Origin of the sequence: Ruegeria sp. R13_0 (assembly GCF_017743995.1) — a bacterium.
In the GTDB taxonomy this organism is placed as follows: Bacteria; Pseudomonadota; Alphaproteobacteria; order Rhodobacterales; family Rhodobacteraceae; genus Ruegeria.
The window spans coordinates 203,128-223,817 of record NZ_JAGHRB010000006.1; the positions used below are offsets into that span (position 1 = coordinate 203,128).

Consider the following 20,690-nt stretch of genomic DNA (forward strand, 5'->3'; position numbering starts at 1 on the left):
TATCCGATATTGCCAAACTGGGGGCGATTATGGTCAGCAATGACCCCATCTCACTTACAACCGTTTCTGCCGGTTTCATCCAGGATTGGCTTGAGGCGCTGAGGGTGTGTTGCAGCGCAGATCAGATGCAGTTCCTGCTGAGCCGTTCGGGCCTGCACGTCACTGCGTCAGAACCTACGCAGCGCGTGACGCTTCAGGAAATCGCCCGCCTGTACCAGCTGGCCGCGCCTGAGACTGGGGACGAAATGATGGGCCTGTGGAGCCGTCCCATTCGGCCACGTGCCCTGCAGCACCTTGTGACTGTCCTGCGGGAAGCAAGCAGCCTGACCTCGGCGCTGTATCGTTTCTCGACATTCTGGAACTTGTTGCTGGATGATTTCCGTCTGGAACTGTGCACCGGGCCAGATTTGGCTGAACTTTCGCTGGTACCGTATCGGCAGGACACTGTACCTCAGCGCTTTGGCCATATGCTGATCCTCAAACTTGCACATGGGCTGCTGTCATGGCTGAGCGGATCGGAAACGCCGGTTAAGGCCGTTCGCTTTGCCTTTGCGCGGCCCGATTTTGCGGCGGACTATGCGGTTGTCTTCCCTTGCGCGGTCACATTCGATGCCCCGCAGACCAGTATCCTGTTCGATCCGCGCCGCTTTGATCCCCCGATCACGCACAGCCCGGCTGAGGCGTCCCTTTTTCTGGAGCGCGCACCGATCGACTGGATTTTCACCAACTCGCGCGCGCACACGAACAGCCTGCAGGTCCGTGCGTTTCTATATAGGACGTCCTGGAAAAGCAGCCAGCTTCCTGATGCGGCCCTTGCCCTGAAGATGACACCTCGGACCCTGAACCGGCGTCTCAAGGACGAGGGCACCTCGTTTCAGGACATCAAGGACGCCCTGCGCCGCGATATTGCGATCCGAGCCCTGCAGCAAAGCGGTGACAGTATCGAGCAGATTGCGTTCGACACGGGGTTCTCGGCCCCGGCGAATTTTCACCGCGCATTCCGGAAATGGACCAATCGCAGCCCGGGTTCGTATCGCGCACAGGATCGCGTAGTCTGAACGTCGCGGCGCTTGCATGTCTCTGTCATATTGAGCCTTTATGGGTCGCAGTACAGCAACGGTTCGGGGTGTCTGCCCAAGGGTCAGCTTTTGTATTGAATGGGGAATGAATGTCATCGGATGACAATAACGGCATCGGCTTCATCGAAAACCGGCCGTTTGATGAGATCAACATCGGAGATACGGCCGAGCTATCCCGCACCCTGACCGCGCAGGATATCGACGCCTTTGCGGCGGTCTCAGGTGATGTGAACCCGGCCCATGTGGATGAGGCCTTCGCGCAGGAGGACATCTTTCACAAGGTGGTCGCACATGGCATGTGGGGCGGCGCGCTGATATCCAATGTGCTAGGCACGCAATTGCCGGGGCCGGGGACGATTTATCAGGATCAGACCCTGAAGTTTCTCAAACCCGTTGGCATCGGCGATACGGTCACTGTGCGTGTCACCGTGACCGAAAAGCAGCCCGACAAGAAGCACATCACTCTGGATTGTCTCTGTACGACTGGCGATGGCAAGCCTGTGATTACCGGGCAAGCCGTCGTGATCGCGCCGGACAAAAAGGTCAAAAGGCCCCGAATGGCGATGCCGGATCTGGTTTTGCATCACCGGGGCGCCTCCTATGACCGATTGCTGAGCGCGGCTCAGAAAATGGATCCGTTGCCGACGGCCGTAGTCCATCCCTGTGATGAAAGTGCATTGGAGGGGGCGCTCTCGGCCCGCAATTTGGGTTTGTTAGAGCCTGTTTTGGTCGGTCCGCGCAGTCGGATCCAACATGCGGCGGATACGGCCGGGTTGGATATCAGCGGGCTCGAGATCATTGATACGCCGCACAGCCATGCCTCGGCCGAACGGGCGGTGCATCTGGCGCGGGATGGTCGTGTGAAGGCCCTGATGAAGGGCGCGTTGCACACGGATGAGGTCATGTCGGCCGTCGTCTCTAAGGCCAACGGTCTGCGCAGCGAACGCCGGATGAGCCATGTCTACGTAATGGATGTGCCGACCTATTCCAAACCGCTTTTGATCACCGATGCGGCCATCAACATTGCGCCCGATCTGCAGACCAAAGCGGATATGGTTCAAAACGCGATTGATCTGGCTCGCGCCATCGGGATTGAGATGCCAAAAGTAGCGATCCTTTCAGCGGTTGAGACCATCACACCCAGGCTTCAATCCACGGTCGAGGCCGGTGCCCTGTGCAAAATGGCGGATCGCGGGCAGATCACGGGTGGTATGCTCGATGGCCCTCTGGCCTTTGACAACGCGGTGTCGATGCGCGCGGTCACGACCAAGGGCATCAAATCCGACGTGGCGGGGCAGGCCGATATTCTGGTCGCGCCGGACCTTGAGGCCGGCAACATGATCGCCAAGCAGCTCATGTATTTGGCAGGGGCCGAGGCTGCGGGGATCGTCCTGGGCGCGCAGGTGCCGATCATGCTGACCAGCCGCGCCGATGACCGGCGCACCCGCATCGCCTCGGCGGCGATTGCGGTACTGTATGATCAATCATTGCGCTGATTAGGTTACTGCGTCGCGGGTTCGGGAAACCGGGCCCGCGTGCGGTTGGCGAAAGCAACCAGTGACAACATCACCGGTACCTCGACCAGCACACCCACCACAGTTGCAAGCGCCGCGCCGGAGTTCAGGCCAAACAGGCTGATAGCGACCGCAACGGCCAGCTCGAAAAAGTTCGAGGTACCGATCATGGCGCAAGGGGCCGCAATGCGGTGCGGGACCTTCAGGGCAAAGGCGGCCCCATAGGCCAGAGCGAAGATACCGTAGCTTTGGATCAGGATCGGCACGGCAATCAGGACGATGACCATGGGTTTGGCCAAGATCGTCTCTCCCTGCAGGCCGAAAAGGATCACCACCGTCGCGATCAGGCCCATGATCGACCAAGGTTTGACGCGGGCAGAGAAGGCGTCGATGGCCTCCTGCGAGCCCAGCCGCTTGCGGGTGATCAAACCGGCAATCAGGGGCAGAACCACATAGAGAACGGTGGCCAGAACCAGCGTTTGCCATGGGACTGAGATATCGGTGACCCCCAGCAAAAAGGCCACAATCGGCGCAAAGGCCACGACCATGATCAGGTCATTCACCGACACCTGCACCAGAGTATAGGTCGCGTCCCCTTTGGTCAGTTGCGACCAGACAAACACCATCGCGGTGCAGGGTGCGGCCCCCAACAGGATCAGACCCGCGGTGTATTGTGCTGCGTCCTCTGGTTGAATCCACGGGGCAAAGACGTAGTCGAAGAACAACACCGCCAGCAGGGCCATGGTGAAGGGTTTGATCAGCCAGTTGACCACCAGCGTCACGATCAGGCCTTTGGGCTGCCGCGCCACGCCAGCGACGGCTTTGAAATCGACGCCCACCATCATCGGATAGACCATGGCCCAGATCAGCAGGGCCACGACCAGGTTGACGCTGGCCACCTCGGCCCCGGCGATCAGGCCGACCAGACCGGGCGCGGCCAGCCCGATCAGCACGCCGCCGATCATGGCGAGGGCGACCCAGATGGTCAGATAGCGCTCGAAGATGCTCATGAATATGCCTCAGTTGTTTGGTCGGTCAGTTTGCCCGAAGTGAGCGCCGCAAGCGCCACCATGACAGCCGCTGTGCCCAGCACAAGGGGCAGGCCGCCGACCTGATAGGTAAAGCCGGACAGGACGGTGCCCAAAAGGCGCCCCGTCGCGTTGGCCATGTAGTAGAAGCCGACATCCATCGTGACCCGTTCGGACTTGGTGAAGGCGAGGATCAGGTAGGAATGCAGGGATGAGTTGACGGCGAAGATTGCCCCAAACACCAGAAGGCCTACGACCAAAGTGATTGTCAGCCATGTCTCCGGCCCGGAAGACAGCAAAACTGCCAGTGTTAGAGCCGCAGGTATGCAGAAAAGCATTACGGCCCAGCTGCGCGCGGCGCGGATCAAATCGCCCTCGGACCGGTCTGAGGCCCGCAGGATTTTGGGCGCGTTGGCCTGAATGACGCCGTAGAGGATGATCCAGAATGCCATGAAGGTGCCGATCATGAAAAAGGCTGCGCGGTTGCCCTCTTCGGTGCCATCCGAGAGGACGGCGTAGAAATAGATCGGGATGCCGACCACGAACCACACGTCGCGGGCACCAAACAGAAAGACCCGCGCGGCGGACAGCCAGTTTACGTTGGCAGATTTCGAGAAGACCTCAGAGAACTTCGCGCCCTTGCGCCCTTTGGGCAGGCCGGGGGGCATCAAGCGGATGACGGCGAACAGGATCACCGCCAGAACCACTGCCATCACGATGATTGCCGCCTGAAAGCCCAGCGTTGCCAGCATCGCCGCGCCCAACAGGAAGCCCAGCCCTTTGACGGCGTTCTTGGAACCGGTCAGCACCGCCACCCAGCGAAACAGCCCGCCGCCCTCGGTCGGGGCCAGCAGTTTCACCGCAGATTTCGAGGACATTTTGGCCAGATCCTTGGCCACTCCGCTTGCGCCTTGGACGATCATGACAAAGGCCACAGATGCGCCAATCGCCCAATTAGGGTCTAGTTGCGTCAGCGCCAGCAGCGCCACAACCTGCAACCCAAGCCCGGCATAGAGCGTCGAGGTCAAGCCAAACCGCGCCGCGATCCAGCCCGCTGCAAGGTTCGTAACCATCCCCGCGATTTCATAGAGGACAAACAGATAGGCCAGCTGCACCGGCGAGAAGCCCAGCGTATGAAAGTGCAACAGCACCAGCATCCGCAAGGCCCCATCGGTCAGCATAAAGGCCCAATAGGCCGCCGTGACCGCGATATAGGCCGACAGCCCCTCGGGCCGGTCGGTCACAGCGAGGCCCCAACCATCAGCGCCACATCGACCAGACGGTGGGCATAGCCCATCTCGTTGTCATACCAGGCGTAGATTTTCACCTGCGTCCCGTTCACCACCATGGTCGACGGCGCATCGACGATCGAAGAGCGCTCGTCATTGGTGTAGTCGGTCGAGACCAGCGGACGGGTCTCATAGCCCAGAATGCCTTGCAGTTCACCTTCGGCGGCTGCTTTGAAGAAGGCATTGACCTCGTCGACGGTGGTTTCACGCTCAACCTCGAACACGCAGTCGGTCAGTGAGGCGTTCAACAGCGGCACCCGCACCGCATGGCCGTTCAGACGCCCCTTGAGTTCGGGGTAGATCAGCGTGATCGCCGTGGCCGAGCCGGTTGTGGTTGGGATCAGAGAGTTCAGCGCCGAGCGCGCACGCCGCAAATCCTTGGCGGGACGGTCGACGATAGTCTGCGTGTTGGTCACGTCATGGATCGTGGTCATCGAGCCGTGGCGGATGCCCAGATTCTCGTGGATGACCTTCACCACCGGGGCCAGACAGTTCGTGGTGCAGGAGGCTGCGGTCACGATCTGATGGGTCGCCGGATCATAGATGTCGTCATTCACACCCATCACGATATTGGCGGTCGGGCCATCCTTGACCGGGGCCGACACAACAACCTTCTTCACGCCCGTCTCAAAATAAGGGGCCAGCTTGGCTTCGGTCTTGAAGACCCCAGTGCAGTCGATCACCACATCGACGCCGTCCAGCGGCAGGGCGCTCAGGTCCTTGGTGCCGATGAAGGGCAGCCGGGTGCCGTTGATGGTGACGCTGTCGTCATCATGCTCGAAAGTGGCGTCCCAGCGGCCATGAACCGTGTCGAATTCCAAAAGATGCGCGTGCATCTCGGCGTCACCCACCGCGTCATTGATCCAGGCGATCTTGGCGCCTTTTTCCAACAGCGGTTTCAGGGCCAGCTTTCCCATCCGGCCCAGGCCATTCACAGCATATGTGGTCATTTCAGTCTCCGACAGAGGTTCTGCCGATGTCATCGACAGCAGATTGTAGGGCGATCCGGTCGAGGCTTTCGACCGGCAAAGAGGTAAACGCCTCAATCCGACGCTTCAGCGCGCCATAGGCGTTTTGAAAGGCGAGGCTTTTCTCGGCGTCGGTTCCTGTGGCTTTCACCGGGTCTTCCATGCCCCAATGGCCGCTGATCGGTTGGCCTTCCCAGGCCGGGCAGTCTTCGTTCGCAGCTTGATTGCAGACGGTAAAGACAAAATCCATTTCCGGCGCGCCGTCGGTTGCAAATTCCGACATATGCTTGGAGCGCAGGACCGAGGTATCGTGGCCCTTGTCCTGCAGCACTTGCACGGCAAAGGGGTTCAACTCGGACGCGGGCTGCGTTCCGGCGGAATAGACGGTGAACCTGTCGCCACCCAATTGGCGCAGCAGTGTTTCGGCAAAGATCGAGCGGGCGGAATTGCCCACGCATAGAAACAGGACGTTGAACTTGCGGTCAGTCATGTCTTCATTTCCCTGTGTGAAAGGCATGCAGATATCGGGACGACCCCGGCAGCAATCGACCACCAGAAAATCCAGCATTCCCTGAACTTTAGCCATGTCGACGGAATAAAGCAGAGACGTGCCTGAGCGTTCCTGAGTCACCAGCCCGGACCTTTGCAGCGCATTCAGATAGTTCGACATGGTGCTAGGTTTGATATCCAGCTCCGAGGCCAGCTCACCCGCTGGCACGGTGTCAGGAAACCGTCGCATTAACATGCGAAAGACTGTGATGCGTTGCGGATGCCCCAGAATGGCAAGCTGATCGGCGATTTCTTCTATCATATTTCATGAATTATGGAAATGGTAGTTGGTGGTCAACCGGAAAACCTGTTGTGTCACAGAATTTTCATGAAGCCTCGGCGCGCTGATCCGGGCTTGCAGGCGCAGACCTGACGAATTAAAGAAGCCTTCGCATCCTTCCGAATTCAGTTTCGGAGGACCAACGGTGCCGCTGTAGCTCAGCTGGTAGAGCACGTCATTCGTAATGATGGGGTCGGGGGTTCGAGTCCCTTCAGCGGCACCACCTGTTTCCAAATATTCATCACGGCGGAAGGGAATACATCTGACGCACGAGTTTAGACGCGCGACTGGCTGTCGGCCCGTCTACGTCCAAGAATCTTCGATCCGTTTTAGGGAAAAAAGATATCAGATGAGGGAAGCTCTGACGTATAGGTTGCCCCCCTCAACGCGATGAGAAGGAGGCAGTCTTCCAGATCAGACCGACAGGCAGACGTATTTCATTTCCATATAGTCTTCCATGCCGTGGTGGCTGCCTTCACGGCCAAGGCCGGATTGCTTGACGCCGCCGAACGGGCCCAACTCGGTCGAGATGATGCCGGTGTTCACGCCGACGATGCCATACTCCAGCGCCTCAGCCACTTTGTAGACGCGGCTCAGGTCCTTGGCATAGAAATACGAGGCCAGGCCGAAGATCGTGTCGTTGGCCATGGCGATAACGTCATCTTCGTCCTCGAACTTGAATAGGGGAGCTAATGGGCCAAAGGTCTCGTCCTGCGCCACCATCATATCCTGAGTCACGCCGGTCACGATCGTGGGTTGGAAGAAGGTGCCGCCCAGATCATGAGGCAGGCCGCCGGTCAGAACCGCGCCACCTTTGTCTGTGACATCTTTGATATGCTCTTCGACTTTGGCCACCGCGTCATCGTTGATCAGGGGGCCGGTCGTTGTGCCAGCGGCTAGGCCGTCGCCAACTTCAAGCGCCTCAACTGCGGCCTTCAGCTTGGCGGCAAAGGCATCGTAGACGCCCGCCTGCACGTAGATGCGGTTGGCGCAGACACAGGTCTGGCCGTTATTGCGGAATTTGCACAGCATCGCACCTTCGACGGCTGCATCCAGATCGGCGTCGTCGAACACGATAAAGGGCGCGTTGCCGCCCAACTCCATCGAGCATTTCATGACCTGATCGGCCGCCTGACGTAGCAGGATACGGCCCACCTCGGTAGAGCCGGTAAAGGTCAGCTTGCGCACGGCCGGGTTCTCGCAGAACTCCTTGCCGGTCTCGCTGGCCTGAGTCGATGGCACGACGTTGAAGACACCCGCAGGCACGCCCGCCTGTTCCGCCAGCAGCGCCAGAACCAGAGCTGACAGAGGGGTCTCGGTCGCGGGGCGCGCAACAAAGGCGCAGCCAGCGGCCAGTGCCGGGCCTGCCTTGCGGGTGATCATCGCGTTGGGGAAGTTCCACGGCGTGATCGAAGCCGCCACACCGATTGGCTGTTTCATCACCATGATCCGCTTGTCGCGCTGATGGCCGGGGATGGTTTCGCCATAGACCCGCTTGGCCTCTTCCCCGAAAAATTCGATGAAAGAGGCCCCATAGCCGATTTCGCCAACAGCCTCGGCCAGCGGCTTGCCCTGCTCGGCGGTCAGGATCTTGCCCAGATCCTCGGCGTTTTCCATCATCAGGTCGAACCAGCGACGCAGGAGGGCGGCGCGTTCCTTGCCGGTCAGCTTGGCCCATTCCTTCTGCGCGGCTTCGGCCTGCGCGATGGCACCAGCGACTTGCGCGCGGCTGACATCGGCAACTTCGGCAATCACGTCCCCGCGCGCGGGGTTGGTCACTGCGAACGTGCCGTTATCGCCATCCACCCATTGGCCACCGATATAGGCTTTGGTCACCAGAAGGTCGGGATTCTTGAGCAGGGATTTCAGATCGGTCGTTGCGTCCAGCATGGGTCAGCCTCCGGCAATATTTGCGTTGCGCGCAACCAAGCAGGTGTCATGCGCTTTGTCTATGTCCATTGTCGCGCGGCGATGAACCCAGTTGTGCCCCTTTTCCACCGTGTAGGGACTTTGGCCCCCCGTCCGTGCCATATGGCTTTCTTTTCCCTTGGGAGTTTGCGACAGTTTTCGAAATTTCCGAGCGATAGGGGATGTAAATGAGCGTTACATTGCCTATCTATATAGAAATATAAAGAAAAAGGGATAGCATAGATGTCGAACCAGCAATTTGAGGCATTGATCAAAGAGACTCAGTCCAAGGTGCGTGAGTCGCAATCGCAGATCGAAGGCCTGACCTCACGGATCGAGGCCGCACGCGCCAAAATAGGTACGGCCGAGGCGGATATCGACATCGAAAACGCCACGCTTGAGGATGTGCATGCCCATACCGAGGTGATGAACGCCAATATCGCCGAGCTGATCATGGGGCTGGACGATGTCACCAGTGCGTTTTCCAAGGATTTCGATGAGATGCGCTCGAAAACCGGGTGGGAGTCGTTTGTTGGCATCTTCTCGAAAGGCAAATCCGAGTCGATGCGGCAGGAGCGGATGCGCACGGCCAATATCGACGACAAGCTGCAGGACCTGATCGCCAAATCGGACGTGATCGTGAGACTGCTGGAGGGGCAACTGTCCGTGCTGGAAGAACAGCGCGTCAAGGTCGAGGACAACCTGACCGTCACGCTGGACGACCGGGAAGCGACCGTTGCGGAACTCGAGGCGCTGCGGGCCGAAATTCAGGGCATGGACCCGACGATCATCACCTTGGAGAACAAGATCAGCGTCGAACAGGATGCCGCCGCACGCACCCAGCTGGAAACCGAGCTGGCCGAGCTGAACAAGCAATACAACGCCAAGGTTCAGGAGGAACAGGTCAAGCTGGCCAAATCGCAAACGCTGGAGCGCTATATCGAAAAGGGCAAAACCTGGGTCGATTCACTGCAGAACCAAGCGGCGACGCAGATGGTGTTGATCAACAAGCTGCAGACAGACACGCAACAGCGCGTGGTGCTGTATGACGCCCTGACCAAATCGCTGAAAACCGCGCAGCAGCAGGACGTGGCCCACCGCATCAACGAGATCGGCGTGCAGACCGACCAGGAGGCGCAAACCGCCATGGCCGCCATCGGCACCGCGACCAACCAGAAAATGGCCGACATGCTCGAGGCGCATGAGGACCACATGGTCTTTGCCCGCGACGTGCTGGAAAAAAAGGCCAAGGCGGATGAACGCTTTGCCCGTCGGTTCGCCTCGATTGTCGAGAAGCATGATAAGAATTTGTATGGGGGTTGAGAGTGTGCGTTACTCCGCACGAGACATCTCTCTAGCCGTGTTGGCAATTCTAACAGTGGCCCTCGCAGTTGCATTTGGTGTTGGACTGATTGCGGATATTCCAACGTTAAGTGAAATTGCGATTTGGACCCTGCTGCCGAGCAAGCTTTTGATCTCGATTTTCGCGGCGCCAGCCGAAGAACTAGACCGGCATATTAGCTTTGGAGAAGCAGTTCTCACAAAAAAATTGTGGCAAAAGTACAGGAGAGAATGGGCTCTGCCCTTCGCAGGTATGTTCCTAGGAATTCCGTTGTTTTTGCAATGGGGGCTGCCTGCGAGCGGTATCGTTGGGCTCTATCTGTTTATTTTTGTAGCTCAACTTGAAGATTGCAGGACAAAAATTTGTCACTCACATATGCCCAATGACTGACCCCACCCAAGACCATGTCGGCCTGACCGACACCTTCGCCTCGCGCCGCTATTTCCGCAAATTCGAGGTGATCACCGTCCACCTCCTGCGCGTGGCCGCGACGATGGAGGCCGAGGGCGCGATCAGCAAGCAAGAGGTGCGGATCGTGTCGCGCTACCTCTCGGGGCTGCTCTACACGTTCCGCGCGCTCTCCATGAAATACCTGCTGGTCGGGCGCGATACGGGGCGGTTCTTTGGCAGCCTCGCCATGGACAAGCGCGACAGCGGGTTTCCGGTGGCGGCCGAGCTGCTGACCATGGCCAATGACGCCCAGCAGGCGCAAGTGCATCTGGCGAATATGCCCTCGGAAGATGATCTGAAAACCGAAATGGTGCGAACAATCATCGGCGATCAGGAAATCCCGACCAAGCTGCAATTCGCTTTGTCCCAAAGGCTCTATTACGAGGAATTGCTAAAAGGTCAGCTGTTTTGGGCACGCAATGATCCCGAATGCCACTGGATCGGGAATGAGGGTGAACGGCGCAAGTTTATGATCCATTGGGCGGTCTATGACAGCCAGATCAATCTGCCGGTCATCTACCTGATGCAGTTGGAGGATAGCGGTAAGACAGCTCTGCCCAAGGATCAGCGACGATGGCCCGAGGTGCAGGCGCATCTGATGGCGCAGTCTTTGGGCGGGTTGAAACTGGTGACCATCGCTAAGGGCTTTGATCAGGATTTTGATGACTTGCACCCCAAACACCTGCGCCGCATTCATGTGGGTCCGATGTATTCCTCGGCCTTTACAGAGCAATCCGGCCCCTTGCGGCAGGTGCTGGAGGATGCGCAGGCGCCCGAAGGGCAGGATTGGGCGCTGGCCTGGACCACCGAGGAACTGGAAAGCGAAGAGGTGATCGAAGAACGCGCCGGTTGGTTTTCCACCGTCGAACGCGAGGTCTTTGCACTGGACCCGTTCGGCGGGCAGGGGGCCGAGACTGGGGCGACGCGGACGCAGCGTTCGATCATTCTGCCTCAGCGTCCGTTTCAGGTACTGGCCGAGCGCGACCCGCCGGGCTTTGCCGATGTGCGCAAATTCGTGGTCAGCAAATCGGGGCAGGTGTTGCGCTATTAGATTTTTTTGCCTCCGGCGGAGGTATTTTTGAACAGAAGAAGAATGGGCGGTTTTTGAGATGAGTTTGACGTCAGATCAGATGGAATTGCGGGAAGACGATATTCGCAAGCATTACCCGGCGGCGACGGCCTTGTTGAACGGGTTCGAACACGCGTCGCGGATTGCGAAACCGGTTGACGTGGCGGTCGAACGGTCCTCGGGCGTGTCGACGGGGCGGAGGTTTCGATCGACCACTCCGGGATTGGTGACGCGGCGCACTGCGCGAGCCGATGGGGTGCATCTGGTTGAGCGGATCGAGGCCTCGGATGATGGTGATACGCTGGTCTCGCCCCCTCAAGCCACCGCGCAGCAGGCCATTCGGCGCGCGCTTGCCATCGCTCTGGCCGTGGCCGAGGCTTATGCGGAGCAGACGCCGTTGGCCGATTTGAAGCGGGCCAATCTGGCGGGGGATTTGCCCGTTGCGCGCAAGACCGAGTTTTCGGAATTGCTTACGGCTGAGGCATTGATCACATCCCACACCTTCGGCAACGCGCTGGCTTATCTGATGTCGTCCCATCTGGGCGAAACCACCGTTGATCTGGGTGAGATCGAAGAGGTTCTGACCGACAATGGCCAGCTCGCCCTGCACGGTGCCTTGTGGGAGTTGGATCAGGTGCTGGCCAAACATGCCCCGGACGATGCGCATCTGATCGCCGCCATCAGTGCCTATGCCGAGCAGTTGATGGACAAGGTCGCCCTGCGCGCGCAATCCGCTGGCCATCTGGCCCCTTTCCAAAACGCGGCCTGGCATATTGAGGCTGACGATCTGACGATCCGGGGGTTTGAGCCGGCCTCAAAGGCCAAATCCACCACCCTGACCATGACGTTCAAGAAACCGAACGAGGTGGTCGGCAACCACATCGCCAAGTATCAGGCGATGAAGTTGGCCAAGATGCTGATGGCCTATGATTTCGACCGCCGCCTGAACCCGTTCGCGGAACTCGGCGGGTTCATCTTTACCTTTATGGGGGACGGCAAACCGGGTACCGGCAAAACCACTCTGATCCAGATGATGGCCGGGCTGATCAACGACTATTGCCAGAACGCGGGCTACCCGTTCCGCTACCAGAACCTCAGCACCGACAATATCGACAGCTATCAGGGGAAATCCGGCCAGAACGCCAAGGCGTTCATCAACACGATCATCGACCCCTCGGTCATTGGGTTCGGCACCATTGACGACATCGACCAGCTGGCGGGCAAACGCGGCGACCGGCAGTCCTCGGCCGGGCAGCTGGAAATCACCGCCGTTCTGATGGAGAGCTTTGCGGGCGCCAACACCGTTGTGCGCGGCAACTGCACCTTTGGCATGTTCTCGAACTACCCCGAGAATGTGGACGACGCCCTGCGCCAGCGGGCAGGCGCGCGGTTCCTTGTGGACGGGCCGCAGACGCGCGAGGATTACATCGATATCCTGCACCTGCTGATGGGCCGCAACCATGACATCCCGCTGGGTGAACACGATGCCTATGCCGCGCAGGAGATCAAAAAGGCCGTCGCCGCCAGTTTCGAAAACCACGCCCGCCCGCATGAGGACGCCTTGCTGCAGATCTATGACCGGGTCTCCGGCGAGATCGGCCAGATGGACACGATCGCCAAGCTGGGCACTTACCTAAAGGCGATCCAGCAGGCGGATGAGCGGTTCACAGGCCGCGCGATCAAGAACATCACCGACGCGGTCAAGGTCCGCGCGATGGATTTCGAACTGCCAGACGAATGGATGGAGAACCCCGACCTGTTCCTGTTCCGCGACTACGAGACCAAGAAGGCGATGATCGAGGACCTTCGCCAGCCGATCACGGTTGAGATGGTGATGCAGGAGATCAACCGCTACGCCGACAGCGAATTCCGCTATGCCGACAAGAGCGATGAGGTCGCCATCGAAAACGCCGTCCGCGAGATGGGCCGTATGGAGGAGGCCAAGCGGCGGTATCTGGAGGGGAAGGGATAATGCTCGTCTACGCGATTTCCGGTTTTGCGCTTGTACTGGGCCTGATCCTGCCTCTGCGCTGGGGCGTGATCGGATTTCTGGGCGCTGTGGCGGTGCTGTTCCTGACCCAGTTCGGTGTCAACGCGGGCAGCGGGTTCGAGGGCACCTCATGGGAAGAGTCCCTGATCCTGTTTGAGGGCAGCGTGGTGTCTTACCTCGGGTTCAACTTGCAGATTACAGGGCGGGCGTTTGCATTGCCATTGTTGGTGTTGGCGGTTGTGGTTGTTGGTCGGTTCAAGAGGGCGGGATGAGACAAGTGGCAGGCAAGATGAAAACCCAACTCGACGGTGAGTTCCGCATAGCCAACAAGAGCGACGAGTTCGCCATCGAGAACGCCGTCGGTGAGATGGGCCGGATAGAAGAGGCCAAGCGGCGGTTTGTTGAAGGAAAGAACATTGAATAGAAGATTTGTGATTGAAGCAGAAGGCTACCCGGAGATGCCGGGCATGATGCTGGCAACTGTAGAGGCTATGAAGCAGGTGGGGGGTTCAGCAAGTATTTACGAACTGGACGAGAAGGTTGCGGAAATCGAAGGCGTCTCTGAGGAAGAACAGTCTTACATGATGACCGGAACCAATCAGGGTCAACCACGATTGAACTACTATCTCGCTTGGGCTCGAACTTTTTTGAAGAAGGGCGGAGCCCTCGAGAATTCCGCTCGCGGTATTTGGGCGCTAACTGAGTTTGGAAGCACGATTGAGACTATTGGTGATACTCAACGGATAATCGACCAGGTTAACGAAGAAGAAAAAGCTAGAGCGCGCGAAAGACGGAAAAAGAAACAGCAGAACGGAGACGAGCCCGAGTTGTTTTCATCGTCTGATCAGAGCGACAAGTCCGAAGAGACACCTGACACAGAGACGTGGAAATCTAGGTTGCTCGCGACATTAAAGCAGATGGACCCTTATGCTTTTGAACGTTTGGCACAGCGTTTGCTACGGGAAGCGGGTTTCACCAAAGTCGAAGTCCGAGGGAAGTCCGGTGATGGTGGAATTGATGGTGTTGGTGTACTTCGCGTGAACCTCGTTTCTTTTCAGGTTTTCTTTCAGTGCAAACGCTACAAAGGAAGTGTCGGGTCGTCAGAAATTCGCGATTTTAGAGGCGCGATGATGGGACGAGCTGACAAAGGGTTATTCATCACAACTGGCAACTTCACCGCGCAAGCATCGGACGAGGCCACACGAGATGGAGCTACTGCGATTGACCTCATTGATGGAGATCGCCTGTGTGATTTGCTCAAAGAAAATGATCTTGGTGTGGCGACACAAATGATTGAGGCGGTGACAATAGATGAGAAGTTTTTTGCCAGCGTCTAGTATCAAACAAAGGGAAGGAAAGTTCGCTTCGTGATCCGCCTCATCGAAAAAGGCCTGATGTTCGGCAACCTCGTCCACATCTCCAGCCCGGCTCTGGTGGAGCGGTATAATCGCGCGTTGCAGCATCTGGCGGGCAGAACCACGGAGCTGACTGATTTCCATGTCGATATCTCGGGCTATTCGCCGGAGGTGGGGATTGAACTGGACGACCCGCTCTACCTCAACCCCAATGGCGTCAACCGGCAGTTCATCCTGCTGACGACCGAGCAGAAACGCGCGCCTCTGCTGAACGTCAAATTCTCGACCTCACGTGATATTCTGTGCGAGTTTATCGAGATGAACGAGGCACAGCTGTTTGCCCTGACCGCCACAGATGCGGTGGCCGGAGAGTTGGTGAACTCGGTCTTCAAACTCACCACGCCCAATGATCTGCTGAACCTGCGCAAGATCGAGATTGAGGCCGACACTGCAGGCGGCACCCTGCGCAAGGCCGAGCAACTGGCGGGCATGGTCGAGCAGTTCAAAACCGAGGAGGATGCGTGGTTCGATGATGTGCTGATCGCCCGGATGATCGAAACGGCGAAAGAAACCGGCGACGTCACTCGCAACCCGGTCCACCTCCGCCACACGGCATTTGAGCAGCGCAACTTCTGGACGGCGCATTTCGGCGGGCTGTACCTGTTCCCGGACATGGATCACCCGGCGGCGATTTGCATGGGCGAAAAGCCCGACGATCTGAAAATCAAAAATACCTTTTATCCGTCCCAAAGGAACCAGATTGCCAAATTCCTCGACTACAACGATCTAGTCGAACCCATCGTGAAGGCGCGCGGCGTGGATGCCGCAGCGATCCTTCAGCAAAAGATGGATTTTCTGACCGTTGCCGCCGCCGCAGATGCTGATGTTGATCTGATGGGGCTGGATCGCCGCGATATGAGGCGTTTGGCGCGAAACCACTCGGATCGCTTGCCCGAGGCATATCACGGTCTCGCCCAACTCTTGCGCTGGGCGACGGATGGGGGGCCTTGGCCGCGGATCACCTCGGACCATCCGGCGTATTTCTACACGTTGCGCGCCGCGGATACGCCGTACCGCGATTTGGTGAATATGTTGCTGTCCGAACTGGCTCCGCTGGACCCCCGCCAGATGTTCATCTGTCACAAAGAGCTGTTCTACAAAACCTATGCCACGTGGCCCGAGGCCAAAAAGGCCTATGTTGCCGAGTTTCTGGCCCGCGAGTATCAAGTGGATAAATCCGGTGCCCGTGCGGCTCTGTTCGGTCATGAACCGGACATGAGCGGAGAAGATCGTGTCAGCGATACAATCATCGCGCGGGTCGGCCCCTGGGGCGCAGTCGGGAGGAGTTGATATGTTCGGAGCGATGCGCCTGTTTCTGGTCCTGCTGGTTCTGCAGACAATTACCTATTTCGCGCTGTCGCTTTATTCGCGCGGCGTCCGCCGTCGCAAGCTTGAGACGTGGTGGGACGAGAAGGGCAAACAGGGAAATAAAGAGGCCTTTGTGGAACGCGGGCTGCACGTCTATGACAATTCGTTCCGGCGCAAACTGATCCTGGCGGTGTATATTGTCCCTTGGGTGGCAATCGGCGCATTGATCTACATCGTGAATTATATGTGAGGGTTACAGCATGGCCTATGTGAAATGGGCATTCATTATCATCTTCTGGGGCACTGTCGCTGTGATCCTGCAATATTCGCTGCCGCAGCATGATGTTGTGCGCATCGTCAACACCTATGAAGAGCGACAAGACCTGAACGACTGGACACGTATTTTCTGGTCCGAACCCGAAGATCAGTCCGCCAGCCTGTCGAACCGCGACGTGCAGTTTATCCAGGCCGTCCGTGCTAACGGGAAGCCCATCGTCTATCGGAACGAGGATACCGGCTGGGGCTGGCCGTTCTATTTCAAGTTCGACACCGCCAATCTGTACACCGAGGCCAATGACGCGATCTCGGACAAGAACAACCCCGACTGGGTTGTTGTAACACATTATGGCTGGCGCAATGAGTTCATGTCGATCTTCCCTAACGCCGTCTTTATCAAACCGGTCGAGGGGCCGGACGTGCAGATTATCCCGTGGTTCAACATTGTTTTCCTTACGGTCTTTGCTGCCATTGTCTGGGCGCTTTGGGTACGCTGGCGCCGGTTCCGTCAGGCGCGGATCGACCCGATGCTCGAGTCGATGGAAGATGGGATCTATGCGGCAGGCGACGCCATCGATGAACGACGCAGTCGATTCCGCCGTTGGCTGGACAGCTGGAAATCAAAATAGGGGCCCGGCCCGTGAAGGGGGCCTCTATCGTACGATGAATTCGGCATGCAGGGCGCCCGCGGCTTTGATCGTTTTCAAAATGTCGATCATGTCGCGCGGCGAAACCCCCAGGGCGTTCAGCCCGGCCACGACCTCTGACAGGGTGGTGGCTTCGGGGATCTCGGCCAGGCCGGTGCCTTCTTCCTCTTCGATGCCGGCGAAGGTTCTGGGGACCACGACGGTCTCTCCGTCAGCAAAGGGGTTGGGTTGAACCGCGATCGGAGCCTCCTCTACCGTCAGGGTCAGGTTGCCTTGGGAAACCGCGACCCGAGAAATCCGAACTTCTTGCCCCATGACAATCGTGCCCGAGCGCTGATCCACCACAACGCGGGCCTTGGTTTCAGGCTCAACCAGGATGTTTTCGATCCGACCGATAGCGTGCGCTGTTGACACGGACTGAGTGGCCGCGATGTTCAGCTCAACAGTTCCGGAATCGCGCATGATGGCCACGGCGCGGTTGAATTCGCGGTTGATGGCCGTTTCGATCCGGCCCGCTGTCGTAAAATCAGGCTCACGCAGGGCCAACCGCATTTGGGTCAGGGTGGACAAGTCAAAGTCGATCTCGCGCTCGACCCGCGCGCCGGATGGGATCACGCCCGAGGTGGGAACGCCCCGAACGACGGTCGCGGCTTCACCTTCAGCCGATGCACCACCCGCCAGCACTGTGCCTTGGGCAACAGCGTAGATTTGCCCGTCCGCTGCGTTCAGAGGGGTCATGATCAACGTGCCGCCCAACAGGCTGCTCGAATCCCCGATGGCCGAGACAGTGACGTCGATTTGCCCTCCGACCCGCGAAAACGGGGGGAGGCTGGCCGTCACAAGGACGGCGGCGACATTCTTGGGGCGAAAATCTTCACCATTCACATTCACGCCCAACCGTTCGAGGATGTTGGACATGATCTCTTCGGTGAAGGGGGAATTCCGCAACCCGTCGCCGGTTCCATTCAGGCCTACGACAAGGCCGTAGCCGACCAGGTCGTTGCCGCGCACCCCGTCGAAATCAACCAGATCTTTCAGACGGATTGCGCCGGCGAAAGCAAGGCTGGGCATCAGAGCCAGAAGAAAAACAAGAACCCTCATCTCAGGAAGTTCACCAGTGATAGGTTCGCATTGCGAACGGTGACGGAATAGAGGCTTTCCAATTGGAACTGCACGGCCTGAAGCTTAGTGGCCGTTTCATAGGGATCGGCCTCGATCAAGGCATTGCGGGTGTATTCCAGGCTGGTGCGCGCGGCGGCATTGCGGCTTGTCGCCTGTTCGACGCGCGCTTCGGCTGCACCGACCTCGGCCCGCAAAATGACCGTGTCATCCTGCGCATTTGCCAGGGCAACGCCCAACTGCTTGAACAACCCGGTGCGCTGATCGTTCGGCACCGCCAAGGCATCGTCGGCAACCAGCGCGGCGATAGCAACATCCCTGAGCGCCGCCTTCAGCGCAGGGTCCGTCGCCGTGATATCGAGAGTAACGCGTTCATTTTCGGCAATCTGCATCGATGGCAGCGCGGCGTTCGACCCTTGGTAGATGACCGCGTCAAAACCTGCGGGGTCATTGAACCAAGCCTCGGCTGCGTTGCGAATGTCGGTCACAGTCACCAAGCCCGTCAACTCAGCCTCAAGCGCGGTCAGCAAGGTCTCGGCCGAAGGCAGCGGCGAGACATCCGTCGCAGTGCCGGAAAACAGGCTGCGGCCGCCAATCCGGGTGTTCAGCGCGGACATCATCGTATCAAGCTCGTTCCGGGCCTGGACCGAGGCCTGTTCATGCGTCACAGCGTGGTTTGCTGTGCCAAAGGCCAGCAACGTCGCCGTCATCTCGCCAGTCGAGTCACTGAACACGCCAAGGCTTTGCTGCATCGCGTCCGAGAACAGCTTGGCCTCGGACGTGGCGATGCCAAACGCATCCAAACGCGTCAGGCTGCGGTCCAGATCGAGGAGGTGCGAATAGTCCCCGCCCAGATGGCCTGAGACGTCCTGCACCGTGCCGGTCGACATTTCATACGAAAGCGTTTCAATCTGTTGCTTGATCTGGGTGGACCGGGTCTGCAAGGTCAGACCTCGGGCAAGATCGCCTATGGATGTCAGCGTCATGTTCATAGCCTCAATAGGGTGTCCATCAGCTCATCCACGACCGAGATGAGACGCGCGTTGGCCGCATAGGCCTGTTCGATTTGCATCAGCTGTTGCAGTTCCTGATCGGTATCAACACCCTGCTCCGCCTCTAGCTGCTGCATCTGCTTCTGGGCGCCGGTTGCGAATGTTTTGCGTTGTTCGGCAACATGGGCATCTGCGCCGACGCGCGACATCATCGCTTCGGCGATCTCAGAGGCGCGCATGTTTCCGGTGCCAAAGATCGCCCCGGCGACTGGGCGGGCTTCGACCAGAACGGTGCTGAAGGCCTGCAGCTGAGTCGAATCTCCTGGGTCGTTCGGGGCAGCAGCGCCGAGACCTGCACGCAGCCTCCAGCTGTCGCCACCGGTATCCGGGTTTACGACCGCGTTGAGGCTGATGCGAGAGGCAATCCCGGTCAGCATCGTCAGATTCAGACGGTTTCCGCCATCAGTAAACAAGCCCGGATCAGTGGCCAATGCGGTCGGATCCAACCCGGGTGTTTCAAACCGCTCGACTAAATCGCGCGCAACCGTGTCGAGTTGGGTTTGCACCTCGGGTGCAAGCCGGTCGCGGATTTCAAATTGGGCCGCCAGCGCCCCGCCGCGGATCTGTGCGGTATCACCGCTGGTCCGGACCGGGTTTCTGTTCATCTCCAGCCCCGACAGCAGGCCGTTGCCAATTGTCATATGGGGCTGGGTGTCGCCTGTGGTGGTAAAGGAAAACTCAGCTGCTTTGCCCTCAAGCAGGATCAGCCCGCCATCGGAGTAGAGAGAAACACGGTCATTGTCGCGCGGGACGACGTTGACCGGAATCACTTCATTGACCTGGTCGATCAGAACCTGCCGCTGATCCAGAAAGGCATTGATGTCACCGCCCGAGTTTCGGATCGCAGGGATTCTGGCGTTCAGATCCTCGATATCCTTGAGGGTCTGGTTCAGGCTGGCGATCTGCGAGCCGATCGTCCGGTCTGCGTCCGAACGCAACTGCCGCAATCCTTCGGATGCCCGATTCAGATTGGCGGCCAGGTCGCTGCCACTGCGGGCCACTTGATCCAAACGCTCGACCGAGTCAGGCAGGCTGGCGGCTGTGATCAGGCTGCTTTCGAACTCGGCCAGACGATTGGAGAGAGATGCCGTGTCCTCCGGCGTGCCCACGACCCTTTCCAGTTGAGTGTGAAAGTCGGCCACAGCGGATTGGTGCGACAGATCGGCGTCGGTGGCGCGGCGATTGGCCGTCAGAACCGGGTCCTGATGCCGAATGATGCCTGCGGTGCGGACGCCATTGCCTGAAATCAGGCTGGTGGTCAGCTCCAATGAGCGCTTGGCGTAGCCGGGTGTCAGGGCGTTTGCGATGTTTCCGGAAACGACCGACGCACCCCGGCTGGTGGCGGTCAGGCCGGTCATGGCGTTGTTCAAAGCTGTCGACAGGTTCATCCGACGGGTCCTTTCCGAG

General features: G+C 58.7%; 20 protein-coding genes and 1 tRNA gene. 13 read left to right on the forward strand and 8 right to left on the reverse strand.

What is annotated here, in order from left to right:
- Nucleotides 1–29 precede the first annotated feature (29 nt).
- The gene (locus tag J7394_RS10045; protein ID WP_209252744.1) at nt 30–1,058 is read left to right on the forward strand and encodes an AraC family transcriptional regulator; all 1,029 of its coding nucleotides are present in this window, start codon (nt 30–32) and stop codon (nt 1,056–1,058) included.
- Nucleotides 1,059–1,168: 110 nt separating this feature from the next.
- Entirely contained in the window at nt 1,169–2,575 is a 1,407-nt protein-coding gene (locus tag J7394_RS10050) for a bifunctional enoyl-CoA hydratase/phosphate acetyltransferase (protein WP_209252745.1), read from the forward strand.
- Between the two features lie 5 nt (nt 2,576–2,580).
- On the opposite strand, the gene arsB is transcribed toward J7394_RS10050, so the two are convergent.
- Genes arsB through J7394_RS10070 form a run of 4 tightly spaced genes read right to left on the reverse strand, consistent with a single transcriptional unit; the run spans nt 2,581 to nt 6,689 of the window.
- Nucleotides 2,581–3,603, reverse strand: a complete 1,023-nt coding sequence (gene arsB, locus J7394_RS10055) for an ACR3 family arsenite efflux transporter (RefSeq protein ID WP_209252746.1) — start codon at nt 3,601–3,603, stop codon at nt 2,581–2,583.
- A complete protein-coding gene (gene arsJ / locus J7394_RS10060) occupies nt 3,600–4,865 on the reverse strand; it encodes an organoarsenical effux MFS transporter ArsJ (protein ID WP_209252747.1) in 1,266 nt (421 codons plus the stop codon). Before arsJ ends, arsB begins: the two co-directional genes overlap by 4 nt.
- Nucleotides 4,862–5,860, reverse strand: a complete 999-nt coding sequence (locus tag J7394_RS10065) for an ArsJ-associated glyceraldehyde-3-phosphate dehydrogenase (protein ID WP_209252748.1) — start codon at nt 5,858–5,860, stop codon at nt 4,862–4,864. The genes arsJ and J7394_RS10065 overlap by 4 nt, the downstream gene beginning before the upstream one ends.
- A gap of 1 nt (nt 5,861) precedes the next feature.
- Nucleotides 5,862–6,689, reverse strand: coding sequence for a helix-turn-helix domain-containing protein (locus J7394_RS10070; RefSeq protein WP_209252749.1), 828 nt, complete (start codon nt 6,687–6,689; stop codon nt 5,862–5,864).
- Nucleotides 6,690–6,854: 165 nt separating this feature from the next.
- Between J7394_RS10070 and J7394_RS10075 the strand changes: the two genes are divergently transcribed.
- A tRNA-Thr gene (locus tag J7394_RS10075) sits at nt 6,855–6,930 on the forward strand.
- Between the two features lie 191 nt (nt 6,931–7,121).
- Here J7394_RS10075 and J7394_RS10080 read toward each other — a convergent pair.
- A complete protein-coding gene (locus J7394_RS10080) occupies nt 7,122–8,597 on the reverse strand; it encodes an NAD-dependent succinate-semialdehyde dehydrogenase (protein ID WP_209252750.1) in 1,476 nt (491 codons plus the stop codon).
- Between the two features lie 261 nt (nt 8,598–8,858).
- Here J7394_RS10080 and J7394_RS10085 point away from each other — a divergent pair, with 261 nt between their 5' ends.
- Genes J7394_RS10085 through J7394_RS10130 form a run of 10 tightly spaced genes read left to right on the forward strand, consistent with a single transcriptional unit; the run spans nt 8,859 to nt 17,094 of the window.
- Entirely contained in the window at nt 8,859–9,938 is a 1,080-nt protein-coding gene (locus J7394_RS10085; protein ID WP_209252752.1) for a hypothetical protein, read from the forward strand.
- A 4-nt stretch (nt 9,939–9,942) separates the two neighbouring features.
- Nucleotides 9,943–10,347, forward strand: coding sequence for a hypothetical protein (locus tag J7394_RS10090; RefSeq protein ID WP_209252754.1), 405 nt, complete (start codon nt 9,943–9,945; stop codon nt 10,345–10,347).
- The gene (locus tag J7394_RS10095) at nt 10,340–11,458 is read left to right on the forward strand and encodes a hypothetical protein (RefSeq protein ID WP_209252756.1); all 1,119 of its coding nucleotides are present in this window, start codon (nt 10,340–10,342) and stop codon (nt 11,456–11,458) included. The genes J7394_RS10090 and J7394_RS10095 overlap by 8 nt, the downstream gene beginning before the upstream one ends.
- Before the next feature lie 58 nt (nt 11,459–11,516).
- Nucleotides 11,517–13,448 (forward strand): ATP-binding protein, encoded by a 1,932-nt coding sequence (locus J7394_RS10100; protein ID WP_209252758.1) that lies wholly within the window; start codon nt 11,517–11,519, stop codon nt 13,446–13,448.
- Nucleotides 13,448–13,738, forward strand: a complete 291-nt coding sequence (locus tag J7394_RS10105; RefSeq protein WP_209252760.1) for a hypothetical protein — start codon at nt 13,448–13,450, stop codon at nt 13,736–13,738. Before J7394_RS10100 ends, J7394_RS10105 begins: the two co-directional genes overlap by 1 nt.
- Nucleotides 13,735–13,890 carry a hypothetical protein gene (locus tag J7394_RS10110; protein ID WP_209252762.1) on the forward strand — a complete coding sequence of 52 codons (156 nt, stop codon included), beginning with the start codon at nt 13,735–13,737 and terminating at the stop codon, nt 13,888–13,890. Before J7394_RS10105 ends, J7394_RS10110 begins: the two co-directional genes overlap by 4 nt.
- Nucleotides 13,883–14,803: a restriction endonuclease gene (locus J7394_RS10115; protein ID WP_209252764.1), complete on the forward strand. Its 921-nt coding sequence runs from the start codon at nt 13,883–13,885 to the stop codon at nt 14,801–14,803. The genes J7394_RS10110 and J7394_RS10115 overlap by 8 nt, the downstream gene beginning before the upstream one ends.
- A gap of 30 nt (nt 14,804–14,833) precedes the next feature.
- Nucleotides 14,834–16,171, forward strand: coding sequence for a DUF6638 family protein (locus J7394_RS10120; protein ID WP_209252766.1), 1,338 nt, complete (start codon nt 14,834–14,836; stop codon nt 16,169–16,171).
- A 1-nt stretch (nt 16,172) separates the two neighbouring features.
- Nucleotides 16,173–16,439 (forward strand): hypothetical protein, encoded by a 267-nt coding sequence (locus J7394_RS10125; protein ID WP_209252767.1) that lies wholly within the window; start codon nt 16,173–16,175, stop codon nt 16,437–16,439.
- Between the two features lie 10 nt (nt 16,440–16,449).
- Complete coding sequence (locus tag J7394_RS10130; protein WP_209252769.1) at nt 16,450–17,094, forward strand: DUF1523 family protein; 645 nt, start codon at nt 16,450–16,452, stop codon at nt 17,092–17,094.
- A gap of 24 nt (nt 17,095–17,118) precedes the next feature.
- On the opposite strand, the gene J7394_RS10135 is transcribed toward J7394_RS10130, so the two are convergent.
- Genes J7394_RS10135 through flgK form a run of 3 tightly spaced genes read right to left on the reverse strand, consistent with a single transcriptional unit; the run spans nt 17,119 to nt 20,671 of the window.
- Nucleotides 17,119–18,213 carry a flagellar basal body P-ring protein FlgI gene (locus J7394_RS10135; RefSeq protein WP_170491490.1) on the reverse strand — a complete coding sequence of 365 codons (1,095 nt, stop codon included), beginning with the start codon at nt 18,211–18,213 and terminating at the stop codon, nt 17,119–17,121.
- Nucleotides 18,210–19,217 (reverse strand): flagellin, encoded by a 1,008-nt coding sequence (locus tag J7394_RS10140; protein ID WP_209252773.1) that lies wholly within the window; start codon nt 19,215–19,217, stop codon nt 18,210–18,212. The genes J7394_RS10135 and J7394_RS10140 overlap by 4 nt, the downstream gene beginning before the upstream one ends.
- Before the next feature lie 2 nt (nt 19,218–19,219).
- On the reverse strand, nt 19,220–20,671 hold the full coding sequence (gene flgK / locus J7394_RS10145; RefSeq protein WP_209252775.1) for a flagellar hook-associated protein FlgK: 1,452 nt from the start codon (nt 20,669–20,671) through the stop codon (nt 19,220–19,222).
- Between the last annotated feature and the right edge of the window lie 19 nt (nt 20,672–20,690).

Excerpts from the sequence above, each read along its gene's own strand:
- J7394_RS10130 (WP_209252769.1), top strand. The coding sequence starts at position 16,450 with ATGGCCTATGTGAAATGGGCATTCATTATCATCTTCTGGGGCACTGTC.
- J7394_RS10050 (WP_209252745.1), top strand. The coding sequence starts at position 1,169 with ATGTCATCGGATGACAATAACGGCATCGGCTTCATCGAAAACCGGCCG.
- J7394_RS10065 (WP_209252748.1), bottom strand. The coding sequence starts at position 5,860 with ATGACCACATATGCTGTGAATGGCCTGGGCCGGATGGGAAAGCTGGCC.
- J7394_RS10135 (WP_170491490.1), bottom strand. The coding sequence starts at position 18,213 with ATGAGGGTTCTTGTTTTTCTTCTGGCTCTGATGCCCAGCCTTGCTTTC.
- J7394_RS10125 (WP_209252767.1), top strand. The coding sequence starts at position 16,173 with ATGTTCGGAGCGATGCGCCTGTTTCTGGTCCTGCTGGTTCTGCAGACA.
- J7394_RS10140 (WP_209252773.1), bottom strand. The coding sequence starts at position 19,217 with ATGACGCTGACATCCATAGGCGATCTTGCCCGAGGTCTGACCTTGCAG.
- arsB (WP_209252746.1), bottom strand. The coding sequence starts at position 3,603 with ATGAGCATCTTCGAGCGCTATCTGACCATCTGGGTCGCCCTCGCCATG.
- J7394_RS10095 (WP_209252756.1), top strand. The coding sequence starts at position 10,340 with ATGACTGACCCCACCCAAGACCATGTCGGCCTGACCGACACCTTCGCC.
- J7394_RS10105 (WP_209252760.1), top strand. The coding sequence starts at position 13,448 with ATGCTCGTCTACGCGATTTCCGGTTTTGCGCTTGTACTGGGCCTGATC.
- flgK (WP_209252775.1), bottom strand. The coding sequence starts at position 20,671 with ATGAACCTGTCGACAGCTTTGAACAACGCCATGACCGGCCTGACCGCC.
- J7394_RS10110 (WP_209252762.1), top strand. The coding sequence starts at position 13,735 with ATGAGACAAGTGGCAGGCAAGATGAAAACCCAACTCGACGGTGAGTTC.
- J7394_RS10070 (WP_209252749.1), bottom strand. The coding sequence starts at position 6,689 with ATGATAGAAGAAATCGCCGATCAGCTTGCCATTCTGGGGCATCCGCAA.
- J7394_RS10045 (WP_209252744.1), top strand. The coding sequence starts at position 30 with ATGGTCAGCAATGACCCCATCTCACTTACAACCGTTTCTGCCGGTTTC.
- J7394_RS10100 (WP_209252758.1), top strand. The coding sequence starts at position 11,517 with ATGAGTTTGACGTCAGATCAGATGGAATTGCGGGAAGACGATATTCGC.
- J7394_RS10085 (WP_209252752.1), top strand. The coding sequence starts at position 8,859 with ATGTCGAACCAGCAATTTGAGGCATTGATCAAAGAGACTCAGTCCAAG.
- J7394_RS10080 (WP_209252750.1), bottom strand. The coding sequence starts at position 8,597 with ATGCTGGACGCAACGACCGATCTGAAATCCCTGCTCAAGAATCCCGAC.